This is a genomic window from Paenibacillus ginsengihumi DSM 21568, assembly GCF_000380965.1.
Taxonomy (GTDB): domain Bacteria; phylum Bacillota; class Bacilli; order Paenibacillales; family NBRC-103111; genus Paenibacillus_G; species Paenibacillus_G ginsengihumi.
This window is the reverse complement of sequence record NZ_KB905586.1, coordinates 32,683-49,030: the sequence shown is the minus strand read 5'-3', so window position 1 is coordinate 49,030 and position 16,348 is coordinate 32,683. Positions and strand designations below refer to the sequence as shown.

The window sequence follows — 16,348 nt, the reverse complement described above, 5'->3', positions numbered from 1 at the left end:
CTATCTTGAAAATAACGCAAGGCCCGCGGCCCCTCCCAGGGCTACACCGGGCACATGAGACAACAAATCTTGCAAAAAATGCAACATTTACTGTCCTCTTCGCCCCAGAAGAAGGAGAATGTTGTATTTTGTGCAACAATTTAGGAGCGGTCGGCTTCAAATCCGGGAATATCGCCCAAATTGTTGCACTTTTTACAACATTGAGCCGCAAATAGGGGTTATCCCCCCATTTTTGTTGTACAAAATACAACATTTGCTGGCTCTCGTGGAAATAGCCCCGGTCCCGCGGCCCATTTTCATCTTCTGATGGTGCCGGACGTTTCTTTACAGCCCCGGCAAAATACCGCTGAACAGGCTCAGCACATACACTGCCGCCAGCGCGGACAGACCGGCGATAAAGCCGCCCAACGTCCACACCCGCAGCGTCTCCGTGATCGTCAGCTTGCCGAACCGGTTGACGACCCAGAAGCCGGAATCGTTCGGCAGCGACAGACCGATGCCGCCGGCGCAGATGGCCAGTCCAAGCAAAATCGGCGACACGCCCAAATCGGCGACGAGCGGCCCCATAATGCTGGAGGTCGTAACCAGCGCCACCGTCGAGGAGCCGAGGGACGCGCGCAAAATTTGCGAGAAAATAAACGCCAGGAGCAGTACCGGAATGCTCCAGCCTTGCATCGTTTCAATCAGGTAGTCGCCGATGCCGCTCTTGTTAATAACGGCCCCGAACGCCCCGCCCGCTCCGGTGATGAGAATAATCATGCCGGCCGAGCTGATCGCCTCGTTGTACAGATCGCTGTACTTTTCCGCAATGTACGGCTTGAGGAATATAACGGCGGCAAGCACGCTGATCAGCAGCGCAATATTTTTGTCGCCGACGAACTCGAAGAACGTCTGGATCGCCGTACCCGGGAACAGCATTTTGCTCACCGTATTGGCGAGGATCAGCACGATCGGCAGCAGCAGCATGCCGAACGACAGCGTCGTGCTGATCTCTTTGCGCGCGGAATTCGGCTCTGCCGCCGGCTGCTCCTCCTTATCGACATTCGCCTGAACGCGTCTGCCGATGAACATGCCGTACAGGTAGCCGCCGACGAGCGTCGCGGGAATTGCGCAGATGATGCCGTACAAGATGAACAGCCCGAGATCGGCCCCCGTATTCTCCGCCACCACCAGCGGTCCCGGCGTCGGCGCAATCATGTTGTGCGATGTAATCAGGCCGATGCCGAGAGCGGTTACAAAGGTCATCACTGCGATCCCCGTACGGGTGGCCAGACTCTTGAGCAGACCGCTCAGGATGACGAAGGCCGCGTCGAAAAAGACCGGTATCGATACAACCGTGCCGGTTATGGCGAGGCCCGCCGGCGATTTCTTGATGCCGAACAGCTTCAGCAGCGCCACGGCAATTTTCTCGACAGCGCCCGATGCTCCGAGAAACTGTCCGAAAATGACGCCAAGCCCGATCAATATGCCGACGCCGGTCAGCGTATTGCCGAATCCGGCGGTGACGACGCCCGGCACCTCCTTCAGCGGCATGCCGATGGCGATCGCCGTGCCGAAGGCGATGAAGGTGAGAGCCAGAAAAGGCTCGACCTTCCACTTGATAATGAGCAGGAACAAGAAGGCCAATGCGATAAGGAATACAACCATAAGCATAGGACCTGTCAGCATTTATGTTTCCCCCAATATGGTGTGAATAGATTTTGCAATTGACCGGCGCGGGATATTAGCGGCTTTTCTGGACAATCGTGCCGGCCAAGTTTTCATAGTATTGCACCACGCCGCAGTGGTCATCCGCCTGCTTGCCGGCTTCCTTGAGCGTCTCGAAAACATGCTTGACATGAGCGGTCAGCGGAAGCGGAACCGCGAGCGATTCGGCCGTTTCCATGACGTTCGTCAAATCTTTCAGGTTGATGTCGATGCGGCCGCCCGCCTTGAAGTTGCGTTCCACGATCATCGGCACCTTCGCGTCGAGGACGGCGCTTCCCGCCAGGCCGCCGCGAATCGCCTCATACATTTTTTCGATATCGATGCCTGCTTTAGCCGCCAGCACCAGCGCCTCGGACATCGCGGCAATGTTGACGTTGACGATAATCTGATTCGCCAGCTTGGCGGTCGCCCCGCTGCCGCTCGCGCCGACCCGGACAACGTCTTTGCCCATGCAGGCCAAAACCGGCTTCACCCGCTCGAATGCCGCTTCGTCTCCACCGACCATGATCGAAAGCGTGCCGTCGATCGCCTTCGGCTCGCCGCCGCTCACGGGAGCGTCCAGCATCGGAATTCCCTGCTCCTGCAAACGAGCGGCAATTTCCCGCACCACGACGGGAGACGTCGAGCTCATGTCCACGACGACCGACCCGGATTTTGCGCCTTGCGCAATGCCGTTATCGCCGAGAATGACACTGCGGACAATCTCGTTATTAGGCAGCATTGTAATCATAATATCGCTTTCACGGGCAACCGCTTGCGGAGAGACTTCGCTTGCCGCGCCAGCCTGCACCAGCTCGCCGACGGACTGCTCATTGATATCGTTGACGATGACAGCGTATCCATGCTTGAGCAAGTTTTTGGCCATCGGTTTTCCCATGATGCCTAGGCCAATAAAGCCTATTTTCATTTGTCGTTCCTCCCGGTATGTCAATATTGAACTGTGATCACAATCATATTGTACACAAAAACTTTAAATTTGTATACAATTTTATCGAAATTGAATACAACTTTGAAAATAACCACTTGGAACGCCTGATCTTTCGCCTTATAATTTAAGAATAGACGCCTACGACGAGCGATTCCTTTCGTTTTGTCATCGGTCGTCACCTGCGGTATTGAGATTAACCGGACTCCGGCGAGCAGCGAAGGAAGGAACGTCGAAATGAACAAACCATCGCCCCAAGCGGCGTATATTCACTGTTATGAGCAGATTCGCGATAAAATATTAAACGGCGAGCTGCCGGCCGGCATGAAGCTGGTGGAGGAGCGTTTGGCCGCGGAAATGGGAGTAAGCCGCACCCCGGTCAGGGAATCGATCCGGAGGTTGGAGCAGGAAGGGCTGATCAAGAAGAAGCGCGTAGTCAATCCGACCGACGAGGAGCTGCGGCATATTTTCCAGGTGCGTATTTTATTGGAGGGCTTCGCCGCGCGCTGCGCCGCTTCTTATATGGATGAAGCGACATTGGGCAGGCTGCAGCAGTGCATCGATATCGCCCGCAAAGGCGACGATCAAGAGACGATGCTGGCAAACAAGGAGTTTCACGACCTGATCGTGCAGTCCAGCCGCAATCCCGAAATCGTGAGCATTATCGACCGCATGCAGTCCATCATTTACTTGTTCCGCAAGGCGGTCGTCTACTACAAGCGCCCGTTCCTCATCGACGAGCACCAGAGCATTCTGGATGCGATCCGCGCCCGCGACGCAGCCAGGGCCGAACGGCTGATGCAGGAGCATTTGCAGGCGGACCTCGATTTTTATTTGCATTTGGGCCGGCGATAGGCGAATATGAAAAGACTGCTCTCGGCAGAGCGCCGCAAAGCAGTCTTAGGATAGTTTTATCAACACCACAGGCGACGACCGATGACGAGAGGTTGGTTCGTCATCGGCGCTTATCCTGGCCTGGATGACGCATGTCAACCAACGCGTATTTCGCCGAGCGAGCGGATCAATATATCCGCTTCCGGAGCCAGCGCTTCGGCCGACCCTTCATAGGTGACGATGCCGACCGCCAGGCTTCCGGCTGCCTTGGCCATCCTCAGATCGACCAAAGAATCGCCGACGACCGCAATGTCGGACGGCGCGATATCCAGCCTGTCGCACACGGCATGAACCATATCCGGGGCCGGCTTCCCGTTCTCGACCTGTTCCGGCGTAATGATGAAATCGAGCCGGTCGGCAACATCCAGCAGGCGCATGCAGGCTTGCGTACGCGGGAGCGCATCGGAGGTGACAATGCCGGCATAAATCCCCGCTTCCTTGAGCGCATGAATAACTTCCGGGGCTCCCTCCGCCCGGCGGAACGCTTGATCGAGCTCCATGTTCTTATCGGCTTCTCTGAATATTTCCTCCGCCAGCTGCTTGCACTGGACCCACGGCCAGCCTTTCAACTGGTATATCAGACCGGCGGTTATGGTGATTTCTTCCGCCGTCGTCGCGACAGCCAGCACGCCCTGATGATCGATCGATTGGTCGGTGAGCCCCATCAGACGGCTCCATGATTGCCGATGCTCGCTCCCCACCCTGGCTACGAATTCCTCTTGCCGCAAACGATCGATATAGCGCCAAAAGCAGGCCGCATCGAACAGCGTGCCGTCTTTATCGAATGCAACGCATTTGACGTTGGTTGCTTTTCCTCCAATATATACGTTCGGTTCTGTCATCCTCGTCTGCCTCCCTGTCGAAACAAAATCCGGCGGCGAATGTGCAATACCTCAGGTCAACGGCCGATGATGGGCGATTGCCCGTCACAAGAGTCTATCCATTCCATTGTACCACACATTTCAACCATGGCCATTGCGGCTTTGCCAGCAGCTTAGGCACTTCATGCGGATCAACGACCCGATCGGGAATGAAATCCATCGACAACAAGCCGTGTTCTATACATTCCAATACTTTGTTCCAAAGCGTCGGCGCGTTGGTTCGGCCATAGATCGTTACATTTTTCAAAATCACTTCTTGATGCGGAAAAGCCTTCGATTCGGCTTCCTGTAAGCCGTATAAAATGATTCTCCCGCCGACTCGCACCATGGCGACGGCTTGCCTGACCGTTTCCGAGCCGCCTACGGCATCGATGACAAGATCAAAGCCGCCATGGGCGCGGCCGGCTTTCGTACCGGCCAACTCCTGAATGCCGCCGCTTTCGGCAAAATACGCTGCGCCGCATTGTCTCAGGGCCGGTATCCGCGAGTCCAGTTTATAGGAAACCGACACCGATGCCGCCCCCATCATCCGGGCAATTTGCACGAAGTACATGGCGGCCGGTCCATCGCCGATGACGAGCACATGGTCCCCGGTCTCCACGCCAGCCGCATGAACGGCGCCGAACGGACAGACCAACGGTTCAATCACCGCCGCGGATCTATCGCTGATCGCATCAGGGATGGGGTATACGCATCGCGCAGGAGCTTTCACAAACTGGGCCCATCCTCCATCTTCATTGATGCCGAGCTCGCGGTAATGCCGGCAAAATTCCGAACGCCCGCTGCGGCAAGCGCTGCATGTCTCGCATGGAATGGCCGGGTCGATCACGACCCGGTTTCCCGCTTGCAAATGCTCGACGCCGGTACCAACCCGGTGTATCGTTCCGAATATTTCATGTCCTAAAATGTAACTGGGAGGGAACGGATATTGTCCGTTGAAAATTTCCCGGTCGGTGGCGCAAATCCCCGCATACTGCACCTTCACCAGCACTTCCTGTGCCCCGATTCGCGGAACCGGAACGTCCTCTATTCGCAAATCGCCGGCACCGTGCCACACAAGAGCCTGCATCGTTCTGGGCATCGCTTGTCACCTTTCTGCGCATCGTTCAGGCTGCAGCCATTGTCGCCTGCGAACTCCGCATCCTGCCGATCCTTAAAGGATCATGCCGATGCGCGGCTGATACGCCGTCGCCGACTCGTCATCATAGAACACCATCTCCCGGATCTCTTGTTTGGCCAGCCCGTTAAAGTCGGGAGCAAGCTCGATGCCGAGGCCGGGCTGTTCCGTCATGGACAATTTCCCGTTCGCGAACTGCAGTCTGCTGCGCAGCACATCCGAGGAGTACCATTCGTAATGAGTATCGCTGGCAAAGACAAAGTTGCGGGAGGAGGCAATGAGATGGGCATTGGCCATGGTCGCGATACCGGTTTCGGCCCAGGACCCCGTCACGCACCATATTCCGTAGCTGTTGGCCAGCTCAACAATTTGCTTCGCTTTCAACAAGCCGCCTGCCTCGGACGGGTACACGGTGAACGCCGATACGGCCCCCTTCTCGATCAGCTTGAGCGCCGAATCGAAATTGGTGCAGGATTCGTCTGCCGTGATCGGGACCGGCACGGCGCGGCTGACTGCGGCCAACCCGTCGATATCGTAATACGGCACCGGCTGCTCGACCAGCTGCAGGTCGTATTCCGCCATTTGCTTGATCGCGCGGATGGCCGTCGGCACGCTCCAGATTTGATTGGCGTCGATTCTCAACTTGACATGCGGGCCGACGGCTCGGCGAATTTCTTTGATTCGCTGCGTGTCGTAGTCCACCTCGCGGCCTACCTTGATCTTGATCTCGTCGTATCCTTGAGCCGCCAACGCTTCCGCTTCCTTGGCATTGACAAGAGGATCGTCGATGAATAAGTAGCCCGCGAAACGAACCTCCTCTCTATAAAGTCCGCCAAGAAGATTATACAGCGGCGTATTCAATATTTTCGCCTTGAGATCCAGCAGCGCGATATCGATGCCGGCGAGAGCGTAATAGCCGATTTGAGACCAATTCAAAATATACTCTTCCAGTTGGTGCAGGATCAATTCGGTTTGCATAGGATCTTTGCCGATCAAGAAGGGCTTGAATTCTTTCTCGACGACGGTTTGAATGGTCGGAATCGTCGGGCCGACGCATTCGCCGTATCCGATCAAGCCTTCGTCCGTTTTCAGCTGGATGATGAGCGCAGGCGCATTTCTACGCGTGCCGCCAGACCATTTCGCAGGCTTCTTGAACGGAATCAACACAGGCGTCGTGATCACATCGATAATTTTCATAAAAACGCTCCTTTATATCATGATGATTGTACAGCTGCGCACCTTTAGATTAATCCAGCTCATTGTAATTGTCAACAATAACAATTTTGTTTACACATTTTTGTGATTGTTGACATCAGATGTTTGGTCCGTTATTGTATTTATAGTTATGAATTCATGGAGAGTGGAGGATCGCGATGAGCTCCGAATTTCGGTTTTCGATAAAAAAGACAGATACCTTGCGCAATCAAATCTATCAGGATATTAAAGACGCCGTTATCAGCGGCAAGCTGAAGCCCGGCCAGCGGCTGCGCGAACAGGACTTATCCAGAGATATGGGCGTCAGCCGCGGCCCTATTCGCGAAGCGATTTTGCTGCTTGAACGCGAAGGACTGCTCGTCACCCAGACGCACCGCGAAACGACGGTAGCCCATGTGGAGAAGGTCGAGGTCGACCAATTGCTCAACCCGCTCCGCGTCTTGCTGGAATCTTACTGCATTCAGACGATTCTCCCCCGTCTCAATGAAGCTCATTTCAGCGATTTGGACAACATCTTGAACGAGCTGATCGAAGCATGCAAAAATTCGGACTTGAGCGCCATCGTGAAGAAAGATTTGCAAATTCACGAATACCTGGTCGCTTTGACGGAGGAGCCTTACCTCATCTCCCTCTGGTCCGGCGTCTCTTCCCGAATCGTGTTTCATTTCATCAACAATTCGCATGTTCACCAGCAGAATGACTTCTCGCAGCTGATTGATGAGCATCGCGAACTGCTGGATGCCATTAAGACCAAGGACTGGGCGATCATTGAACCGGTCTTGAGGCGGCATATCTACTAAACGAAAGCGCCCCCGAATTTCATCGGGCGGGCGCTTTGTTTTGGCATTGCCGGGAGCGCTCCTAGGTTAAGGCAGCAAGGACGCTCCCCCCATTACCGGATACATGGGAAGGCTGCGGAATGCTTCCGCATGCTGGACCCCTATTGCCATGCCCCTCATCGCGCTCGTCTTGGAGACGAATTCGATGTAATCCATGCCATATTGGTACTGAAGCCATTGATCCTGGCTCGCATGGGCGCGAATCATGCTGTTTTTCCGTTCATAGACGTCCGATATATCCACATAAAATTCAGGCTCAAAGCCAATGCCGCCCAAATTGTCCATCACAAACACATGAGGAATCCGGGCCATGGGCGGATATTCCGTCTCGATCAGCGGGACCGTCACCGGGATTCTGCAGTCCACGGCAATCTCGCCGCATATGCGGTGGTCGGGATGATAATCGTTATTCCCGTGCACGAACATCACGTCGGGGGCCGCCTTGCGAATCGCATTGATAAAGACCAGTCTCGTCTCCCTGGTATGGAACAGAAACTCGTCGTCATACCCCAGCCAGATCAAGTCCGCGCCAATGCAAGCCGCCGACGCTTCGGCCTCATTCCGGCGAACTGCAGCGATCTCCTCCTGCGACAAGACGGGAGAGCCGACATTGCCGTTCGTGGCAATCATGATGGTTACCTGGTCACCCCGCGCCGCATATTTGGCCAGCGTTCCTCCGCACAAAATCTCCACATCGTCAGGATGAGCTCCAATCGCAAGCACACGCATCCTATCTCCTCCTGCTTCTGCTTTATCCTTTATCCTTTATCCTTTGACCGATCCGCTCGTCATTCCTTCGATCATAAACCGTTGACCGAACAAATAGATTACAAGCACCGGCAATGCCGTTAAAAAAATATTGCCGAAGATATAGTTCCAATCCGTGCTGAAATAGCCATAAAACCGGTAAATATTCAGAGGCATCGTCCAATATCGGTTATCGTTCAAGAAAAACAGGGGGATTTGCGAATCGTTCCAGACATTCATGAACACTAAGATGGCAGCCGTAAACGTGATCGGTTTCATCAGTGGAAAAATGATCACGGCGAACATCCGGTATGGCCCGCATCCGTCGATCGTTGCCGCTTCGTCCATTTCTCTCGGAATGGTTCTGATAAATCCGACATAAATAAACATGGCGAACGGAATCAAAATACCGGCAAAGATCATCATAATCCCGGTTCGCGTATTCAGAAGGCTGAGCGCTTTGAGAACATTAAACGTAGTGACCAGGCTGATCGGCGCAACCATGCCCAGCAGGAAGAAGCGATACAGCGCTGACGATATCCATCCGCGCGTCCGGGCGATATAGAAGCTGAGAAGCGCAGAACAAATCAGCACAATCAAGACCGAACCGGCTGTCACAATGATGCTGTTGACGAAGCCTGGAACAACCAATCCCCGCTCAAAGACGACGCGGTAATTGTCCAGCAGGTGCAGCTCCGAAGGAAGCGTAAGGCGAAATAAACCTGCTTCCTTACTGCTTTTGACCGATGTCAGCAGCACCATGAAATAGGGAACGAGAATCGTGACGCTCATCGCCCACAAGCACACTTCCGCGATAACGCCCCATCGTCTTCGCCGGCGTTCCATTACCCGCCCACCTCCTTTTTGGTCAAATAAGAGAGCAGCGGCATCGATATGAGAATAATGAGCAGCACGAGAATCAGGTTCAAAGCCGTGCTATAACCGTAAAGTCCCTGGCCCATATATTTGTAGACCAGCGTCATTAACACTTCGGATGAATTGCCCGGCCCGCCCTGCGTCAGGAAATATACGCCTTCGAACATGCGGGCGCCGTAAATCACAGACAGCAGAACATTAATCGTAATGGCAGGCATCAACAGAGGAAGCGTTACATGCACGAATTTCGCCCAAGCGGTCGCTCCGTCGATCTCTGCAGCTTCATAATAATCGGCAGAAATATTTTGAATGCCGGCAATGTAGATCGCCATCGTAATTCCGGATGCGCGCCAAATCTCCATAAGGCAGGCAGCGTATATGGAAAGGGAGGGATCTCCAATCCAGCCGAGCGCCAAAAAATCAAGCTTCATCGAGCGCAGCAGGTTGTTGACAAAGCCGGTATGCGGATTCAGCAGCCCTTGAAAAATTAGTCCTACCGCCACAATATTAAGAATGGCCGGCGAAAAATAAACCGCGCGCAGCGCATTGCGCGACCGCATTCCCATCGTCAGGAGCACGGCCAATAGGAGCGGTATGACATTTTTTCCGATAGTAGTGATCGCTGCATACAGAAACGTATTTTTCAGTGCGATGACAAAATCGGGATTGCGCATAACCTCAGTGAACTGGGCGAGCCCGACAAACCGTATCGTTGTCTCCGTCGCGTTCCAGTCGGTGAACGAATAATAGAATCCCAGCACCGTCGGATAAATGAAAAACACGGCATAAATAACGAATGCGGGAACGACGAACATGACGGGATAATATAATGGAAGTTTTCGCCTACGCAGCGCGCGCCCTGTCTTTACTTCAGCAACGCTTGACATGCAGCCTCCCTCCGATCTCGGCCATCCGGATTTCACGGGTTCCATCCGGGAAGATTTTTCCCTTTGGCCACAATTTCCATTTTGGCATTGAGCTCCGTGAGCACCTGGGACGGAGTTTTTCTGCCCAGCATCATTTCCTGCATCATTTTCCTGGCGTCCATATCGTTCCAGGCGGCGTATCTTCCGAACATCCCCATAAAGGCTTTTCCTTCATCGATGTAACGCTGCAAATCTCCGCTGAGCATATTCGGCTTGGCATCCACATCGGCGAAGACCGAGATACCCGGAGACTTCTGCAGGTAGATCTCCTGCTGCTCCTTTGCAGCGAAGAAGCGGATAAAATTCAGCGCCTCTTCCTTGTGCGCCGCTTTCGAGTTGACCGAGACGCCTACCCCTGCGTAGAGCGAAATGGCGCCGGGCGTATCGCCGAAAGGCAAGGAGAAGAATCCCAGCTCCAGCTCCGGATATTTCGCAAGCAGCGGCTCGAGGATAAAATCGCCGGCCGGATGCATCGCGACTCGCCCGGTGCCCAGATTTTCCTGAGACATCTCAAATGTCGTAGAAATGAAATCCTCGTTGATATACCCTTGCTCCTTCAATTCCACCATTTGCTCCAGCGCCTGCTCGTATTCCTTGACCTCCGTTATTTTCAATCTGTGTGTATTCAGGTCGTGCCAGAATCGATCGGCTTCCTTGCTTCGATTCAGCTCGGCATTCGCGAACAGCTGGTGCATCATATGCGTCGTGCCGAATTCGCTTCCGTTAGCCAGCTGAATATTGACCGGAATGATCCCCGCCTGCCTGAGCTTCCCGCAGACTGCCAAAAAATCGTCCCACGTCTTCGGCACCTCGAGCCCGAGCTTGGCAAATATCGCCTTGTTGTACAACATCCCCATACCACCCGGATTCGTAACGGGCAGTCCGGTTATTCGGCCATCATTCCACTGAATCATCGTTCTTCCGCTTTCCGACAGCCGACTTGCCCAAGGCTCTCCGGTGAGATCCTCGAACCATTCCTGGGGAACGTTGAATTGGGACATGGCGATATCGTCGGTTACGAACAAATCGGGCCCTTCATCGGAAAGCATCTTGATCTTTAAAATATTTTCGTACTCGGTCGCAGGGAAGAGCTGGACATCGACCTGGTTGCCGCTGCTGAATTCGTACTGCGCGATGAAATCCTTGAGCCTATTGCTGTAATTTTCCGAAGTAATCATAAATTTCAACGTCTTCGATGCTCCCCCGCTTTCGCTGCGCTCCGAATTCCCGCCGCCGGTACAAGCGGTCAGAAGCGATGTCGCAACCAGGCCGGAAAGCACAAGCAGCTTGTTGGTACCGACTTTCATCTTGCCTACCTCCCCGTAATAATTGGAATACCGGATCATACGCTTACCAATCCAACCTTTGTCATCCCTTCGGAACCGATTATTACATGGGCCATATCCCCCCTGAATTGGCTGCGCTTTCATCCGCTTTGAACATAGTATAATTTGTCACTACTCAAATTGTCAATGTTATTGTTGACAATTAAAAAGACGAGGTGATACTATTTATGACATAGCGCTGACAGAGTCAATATAGCGCCGAATGCAACCATGCAAAACCAATTTTACTCAGGAGGTTGGGGTATGAAGAAAAGAAGCATTTACGGGCTGTTAGGCCTGGCACTGGTGCTTGCGATCACGGGATGCACCGGGACAGGAAGCTCCGGCGAAGTGGAGAGCTCCATTTTGACGAAAGTGGTTCAATCCAAAAAACTGAAGGTGGGAGTGATCCTCTCCTACCCGCCATTCGGATTCAAAGACGAGCAAAATAATCCGCAGGGCTACGATGTGGACATTGCCAAAGAATTGGCGAAATCGCTAAATGCGGAGCTGGAGATCATCGATCTGGACTCTTCCTCGCGCATCCCGGCGATAGAAACAGGGAAGGTCGATGCAGTGATAGGCAGCTTTTCGCGCACCTACGAACGCTTGCAGAAGGTCAATGTTTCCGATCCTTACTCCGCTGCCAGCGAGAAAATGCTGGTCAAGAAGGACAGCGGCATTGAACAAGTGCAGGATCTTAACAACAGGAAGGTCGCTGTCGTCAAGGGATCGACCAATCAGGCAGTGACCGAGCTGGCGCCGCAGGCTCAGCTTGCCTATTTTTCCAATTCAGCGGAATGCGTGCTGGCCGTCAAGAACGGCCAAGCGGATGCGTTCGTCGAGGATGAAAGCTTCCTCGCTTACCAGGCCAAGCTGCATCCCGAGCTCAAAGTCGCCGGCGACCCGCTCATTGCCCCGCTCTATCAAGGGATAGCCGTGCGCAAAGGAGACCAGGAATGGTTAAATTACTTGAACTTTTTTGTTTTTCAGATGAATACTCAAGGAACGAACAAGAGCCTGTACACGAAGTGGTTCGGCATTGACCCTCCTTACAAGTTGAATCCTCAGTATTAAACGATCGAGGCGGGATCTGCCGTCAACAAGGCTTGCTTCATGGCAAGGAGGTATACGGATGATTATAGACTGGTCGACTCCACTCCGGCATTGGGACTACTTCGCTGGCGGTGCTATCATGACTTTATGGCTGACCGTCGTTATTTTTCTTCTGTCATCGATCATCGGCGTGCTGCTGGCGGTGCTGCGCTATAACAAGCGCATCTACCCTCTCTATGCGATCTCGACCGTGTATGTGGAGCTGATCCGAAATACGCCTGCTCTGGTCCAGGTGTTCCTGATCTATTTCGGCCTTCCTCAATTCGGCATCAGCTTTACGCCGCTTCAAGCCGGGATTATTGCCCTGACCATAAACAACTCGGCCTATATGTCAGAAATTATCAGGGCGGGCATTGCGTCGATCCCCAGAGGACAGTGGGATGCAGGCAAGGCGCTCGGCCTGACTTATGCCCAAATGTTCAGGCATATTATTTTTCCGCAAGCGTTCAAGCATATTTTCCCGGTATCTGCGAATCAATTCATTATGGTGATCTTCAATACCAGTCTGCTGGCAATTCTCGACGTCAAAGAATTAACCGACCGCGCTTTGATCTTAAACGGACAAACTTTCCGAACCTTGGAAATATTCGTGTTCGTCACAGGACTTTATTACGCGATTTATTTTGTAGTTTCCACGTTTTCCCACTGGGTAAATCGCCGATTGTTTACATCACACGCGAAGTAAGGTGACAGCCATGGACTGGAGTGTAATCTACGAATACCGATACTTGTTGTGGAATGGATTCATTGTGACATGCAAGCTCTCGATTACAGCGATCCTCTTGGGAACGCTCGCGGGAATTGCGGTCAGCATGGCGAGAACGAGCCGGATCGCGTGGCTGAAGATACCGCTTACGGCGTATGTGCAACTGTTTCGCGGGTCGCCCCTGCTCATCCAATTGTTTATGTTTTATTTTGGCTTGTCGTACATCGGGGTCAATATCGACATTTTCAAGGCAACAGCGCTGGTGTTTACCTTATATGCCGGCGCCTACATCTCCGAAATCATCAGGGCGGGCATTGAATCGATCCCCAAGGGGCAATTCGAAGCGGCCAAAGCGCTTGGCTTCTCTTATGTTCTGCTGATGTTCAGAATCGTGTTGCCGCAAACCTTGAAGGTTTCCTTGCCGCCGCTGATCGGCTTCAACCTTACGCTGATCAAAGATAGCTCTATCGCCTCGGTCGTCGGCTATGCCGAGTTATTGCATCAAGGCAAAACGATCATGAATATGTCCGGCAAGCCTTTTGAAGTGCTGCTTTTCATCTCGCTCATTTATTTTGTCATTTGTTACCCGCTTTCCATGTTTGTAGCCTGGATGGAAAGGAGAATCTATATCCGATGATTTCGCTTCGGCATCTGAACAAATCTTTCGGTTCGCTGCAAATTCTTCATGATGTGTCGCTTCATGTCGGCAAAGGGGAGGTCGTGGTCGTCATCGGCCCAAGCGGCTCGGGCAAGAGCACGATGCTCCGCTGCATCAACCAGTTGGAAACGATGGATTCCGGCGAAATCTACCTGGACGGCCAGCCCCTTGCCGCCGCTCACAAAAATGCCGCGCGCAAGATCGGAACCGAAATCGGCATGGTGTTTCAATCGTTCAACTTGTTTCCCCATTTGACCGTTTTTCAAAATATTGCCCTCGGTCCCCGGCATGTGCGCAAGCTGAATCAACAGCAGGTCAAAGACATCGTGGAGACGCTGCTGGCGAAGGTAGGGCTGCTTGACAAGAAGGACCGCTACCCGGAGCAGCTGTCAGGTGGCCAGCAGCAGCGGATCGCGATTGCCCGCGCTTTGGCGATGCAGCCGAAAATCATGCTGTTCGATGAGCCGACATCCGCCCTTGATCCCGAGCTTGTCGGAGAAGTGTTAGCTGTGATGAAGGATTTGGCCAAAGAAGGGATGACGATGATCGTCGTCACGCATGAGATGAATTTCGCCCGCGAGGTGGCTGATCGCATTGTGGTGATGGCGGATGGCCGCATCATTGAAGAGGGCCAGCCGAACGATATTTTTACCGCCCCGCAAAACCCGCGAACCCGGGAATTTCTCAAAGCCGTTATTCAGGAATAAGACGTCCGGTGTTCGCTGATGGCAGCGCCGCAGTTGCAGCCCCTAAGCTGCGGCGCTATCCTGTTGCCCGGTGCGGCATCTTGTCTATAAGCTTGGCTCGACACGCAGCATCTTGTCGATATGCCCGGTTTGACACGCAGCATCTTGTCGATATGCCTGCTTGACACGCAGCATCTTGTCGATATGCCTGCTTGACACGCGGCATCTTGTCGATATGCCCGGTTTGACACGCAGCATCTTATTCGCCGCCCCGCTTGCCGTCGAGAAGCGAATCGTCTTCAGACGAATCGCCTTCAGACGCGGGCTTTGCGCTGCCGACCTGGCCGAAATCGGGCGCCGAAGGAAGCAGTTCTTTCAATCGATCCTGCAGATGGTCCATAAGCTCTTGAAACTGCCGCGCTTGCCTGGAGGACGGATCGGCCTTGGCCGCCTCGGCCGCTGCCGCCATCATGTAGATGACTTCAGACCATTCCTTCATCAATCCGCGCAAATGCCGCTTGCTATACTCGCCGCCGCGCGGACGTTGTCGTCCATCGTATGCCCAGCGGCGCTCCGGCCGCTCCATGTCCGACCTTCCCTGTTCGCGAAGATAGGCCCGCCCCGCTTCTGTGATATGGTACAGCTTCTTCCCGTCCGCTTCGCTGGAGCCAATCAGCTGCAGATCTTCAAGCAGCTGCAGATTAGGGTACACGGAGCCAGGGCTTGGCGAATACAGACCGCCCGTCTTCTCCTCCATCGCCTTGATCAACTGATAGCCGTGCATCGGCTCTGCCGCCAACAGCTCAAGCAGCGCGAACTTGAACCGGCCGCGTTCGAAGAAGCGCCTGCCTTCGCCCCGTCCGCCAAAACCGCCGCCGCGCGGCCAGCCATGCCGGTATCTGCGCAGCAGTTCGCGGTGCATATCCTCTCTGTCCATATCTTCTTTGTCGAACCATTTTCGCTCCGGATGATTTCCCCGCCAGGCACGGTGATTGTGAAGTTTACTCAATGTGATCACTCCTCAATACGATATATCGTTATTTTATTGCGATATATCGTATTGAGTCAATATATTTTCTGCTGAGCTGCAGGTAAAGATGTTTCGGATGGGAAAGGATTAGTAACAAGGAGAATTCAGGCGGTATACGAAGATATATAGTGTTCTATTCATATAGAATACCCATACAATAATACAATCAATTTATAGAGAGCTGCGGCATTCTTACACTGAATTCTCAATACCCGCAGGCAACGACCGATGACGAAGGAATTCATCGTCATAGGCGTCTATCTTGAAAAATTGGACGGAGCCCTCCGGCGAATTATCAAGAGAGACGCCCACGAGGATTGCGCGGCCCCATCAGAAGATGAAAATGGGCAGCGCACCCTGGGCAATTTTCGGGGAGAGTCAGCAAATGTTGTATTTTGTACAACAAAAACGGGGGGATACTCCGCATTTGCGGCTCAATGTTGTAAAAAATACAACATTTCGGGCGATGTTCCCGGGTTTGAAGCCAATCTCGCCCAAATTGTTGCACGAAATACAACATTCCCCTTCCTTTGGTGCGAAGAGGCTAGAAATTGTTGCACTTTTTGCAGGATTCGCCGCCTCATGCGCCTGGGGTGTTCCCGGGGAGGGGCAGAAACGCAGGCGCTGACGTCGAGTTCGAACGCTTACGCGGCGGGCGAGCGCTGATGCGGCACGCGGACGCTGATGCGACACGCAGGCG

The 16,348-nt window shown here is 53.4% G+C and carries 18 protein-coding genes; 8 read left to right on the top strand and 10 right to left on the bottom strand.

All coding sequences use genetic code 11. From position 1 onward, the window contains the following. A partial coding sequence (locus F591_RS32365) for a hypothetical protein (RefSeq protein ID WP_211217601.1) occupies nt 1-215 on the top strand: 215 nt, incomplete at its 5' end. Nucleotides 216-324: 109 nt separating this feature from the next. On the opposite strand, the gene F591_RS0117975 is transcribed toward F591_RS32365, so the two are convergent. Both F591_RS0117975 and garR read right to left on the bottom strand, forming a co-directional pair. After that, nucleotides 325-1,668, bottom strand: a complete 1,344-nt coding sequence (locus F591_RS0117975; RefSeq protein ID WP_019536008.1) for a GntP family permease — start codon at nt 1,666-1,668, stop codon at nt 325-327. A gap of 55 nt (nt 1,669-1,723) precedes the next feature. After that, nucleotides 1,724-2,638, bottom strand: a complete 915-nt coding sequence (gene garR / locus F591_RS0117970) for a 2-hydroxy-3-oxopropionate reductase (RefSeq protein WP_281166710.1) — start codon at nt 2,636-2,638, stop codon at nt 1,724-1,726. A gap of 231 nt (nt 2,639-2,869) precedes the next feature. Between garR and F591_RS0117960 the strand changes: the two genes are divergently transcribed. Beyond that, nucleotides 2,870-3,487: a GntR family transcriptional regulator gene (locus F591_RS0117960; protein WP_019536005.1), complete on the top strand. Its 618-nt coding sequence runs from the start codon at nt 2,870-2,872 to the stop codon at nt 3,485-3,487. Between the two features lie 134 nt (nt 3,488-3,621). Here F591_RS0117960 and F591_RS0117955 read toward each other — a convergent pair whose 3' ends face one another. The 3 genes from F591_RS0117955 to F591_RS0117945 form a co-directional block, all read right to left on the bottom strand. After that, nucleotides 3,622-4,368 carry an HAD family hydrolase gene (locus F591_RS0117955; RefSeq protein ID WP_019536004.1) on the bottom strand — a complete coding sequence of 249 codons (747 nt, stop codon included), beginning with the start codon at nt 4,366-4,368 and terminating at the stop codon, nt 3,622-3,624. Nucleotides 4,369-4,462: 94 nt separating this feature from the next. Further along, on the bottom strand, nt 4,463-5,488 hold the full coding sequence (locus F591_RS0117950) for a zinc-dependent alcohol dehydrogenase (protein ID WP_019536003.1): 1,026 nt from the start codon (nt 5,486-5,488) through the stop codon (nt 4,463-4,465). A gap of 72 nt (nt 5,489-5,560) precedes the next feature. Continuing rightward, a complete protein-coding gene (locus tag F591_RS0117945) occupies nt 5,561-6,721 on the bottom strand; it encodes a mandelate racemase/muconate lactonizing enzyme family protein (protein WP_019536002.1) in 1,161 nt (386 codons plus the stop codon). A 176-nt stretch (nt 6,722-6,897) separates the two neighbouring features. Between F591_RS0117945 and F591_RS0117940 the strand changes: the two genes are divergently transcribed. Then, nucleotides 6,898-7,539: a GntR family transcriptional regulator gene (locus tag F591_RS0117940; protein WP_019536001.1), complete on the top strand. Its 642-nt coding sequence runs from the start codon at nt 6,898-6,900 to the stop codon at nt 7,537-7,539. A 66-nt stretch (nt 7,540-7,605) separates the two neighbouring features. Here F591_RS0117940 and F591_RS0117935 read toward each other — a convergent pair whose 3' ends face one another. From F591_RS0117935 to F591_RS0117920, 4 genes are read right to left on the bottom strand one after another with little or no spacing between them, the layout of a single operon-like run. Next, entirely contained in the window at nt 7,606-8,307 is a 702-nt protein-coding gene (locus tag F591_RS0117935; RefSeq protein ID WP_019536000.1) for a PIG-L deacetylase family protein, read from the bottom strand. Nucleotides 8,308-8,343: 36 nt separating this feature from the next. Beyond that, on the bottom strand, nt 8,344-9,171 hold the full coding sequence (locus tag F591_RS0117930) for a carbohydrate ABC transporter permease (protein WP_019535999.1): 828 nt from the start codon (nt 9,169-9,171) through the stop codon (nt 8,344-8,346). Beyond that, complete coding sequence (locus F591_RS0117925; RefSeq protein ID WP_051109218.1) at nt 9,171-10,088, bottom strand: carbohydrate ABC transporter permease; 918 nt, start codon at nt 10,086-10,088, stop codon at nt 9,171-9,173. Before F591_RS0117925 ends, F591_RS0117930 begins: the two co-directional genes overlap by 1 nt. A 32-nt stretch (nt 10,089-10,120) precedes the next feature. Beyond that, the gene (locus tag F591_RS0117920; protein WP_040741996.1) at nt 10,121-11,434 is read right to left on the bottom strand and encodes an ABC transporter substrate-binding protein; all 1,314 of its coding nucleotides are present in this window, start codon (nt 11,432-11,434) and stop codon (nt 10,121-10,123) included. A gap of 282 nt (nt 11,435-11,716) precedes the next feature. Here F591_RS0117920 and F591_RS0117915 point away from each other — a divergent pair, with 282 nt between their 5' ends. Genes F591_RS0117915 through F591_RS0117900 form a run of 4 tightly spaced genes read left to right on the top strand, consistent with a single transcriptional unit; the run spans nt 11,717 to nt 14,639 of the window. Continuing rightward, nucleotides 11,717-12,529 carry a transporter substrate-binding domain-containing protein gene (locus tag F591_RS0117915; RefSeq protein ID WP_019535996.1) on the top strand — a complete coding sequence of 271 codons (813 nt, stop codon included), beginning with the start codon at nt 11,717-11,719 and terminating at the stop codon, nt 12,527-12,529. Nucleotides 12,530-12,587: 58 nt separating this feature from the next. Beyond that, complete coding sequence (locus F591_RS0117910) at nt 12,588-13,253, top strand: amino acid ABC transporter permease (RefSeq protein ID WP_019535995.1); 666 nt, start codon at nt 12,588-12,590, stop codon at nt 13,251-13,253. Nucleotides 13,254-13,263: 10 nt separating this feature from the next. Further along, nucleotides 13,264-13,911, top strand: a complete 648-nt coding sequence (locus tag F591_RS0117905; protein WP_019535994.1) for an amino acid ABC transporter permease — start codon at nt 13,264-13,266, stop codon at nt 13,909-13,911. Further along, nucleotides 13,908-14,639: an amino acid ABC transporter ATP-binding protein gene (locus tag F591_RS0117900; RefSeq protein ID WP_019535993.1), complete on the top strand. Its 732-nt coding sequence runs from the start codon at nt 13,908-13,910 to the stop codon at nt 14,637-14,639. Before F591_RS0117905 ends, F591_RS0117900 begins: the two co-directional genes overlap by 4 nt. A gap of 238 nt (nt 14,640-14,877) precedes the next feature. Here the strand turns inward: F591_RS0117900 and F591_RS0117895 are convergent, their stop codons facing one another. After that, a complete protein-coding gene (locus F591_RS0117895) occupies nt 14,878-15,636 on the bottom strand; it encodes a PadR family transcriptional regulator (protein WP_425414364.1) in 759 nt (252 codons plus the stop codon). Between the two features lie 240 nt (nt 15,637-15,876). On the opposite strand from F591_RS0117895, the gene F591_RS33420 reads away from it, so the two are divergent. After that, a complete protein-coding gene (locus F591_RS33420; protein ID WP_156829607.1) occupies nt 15,877-16,314 on the top strand; it encodes a hypothetical protein in 438 nt (145 codons plus the stop codon). The last annotated feature ends 34 nt before the right edge of the window (nt 16,315-16,348 follow it).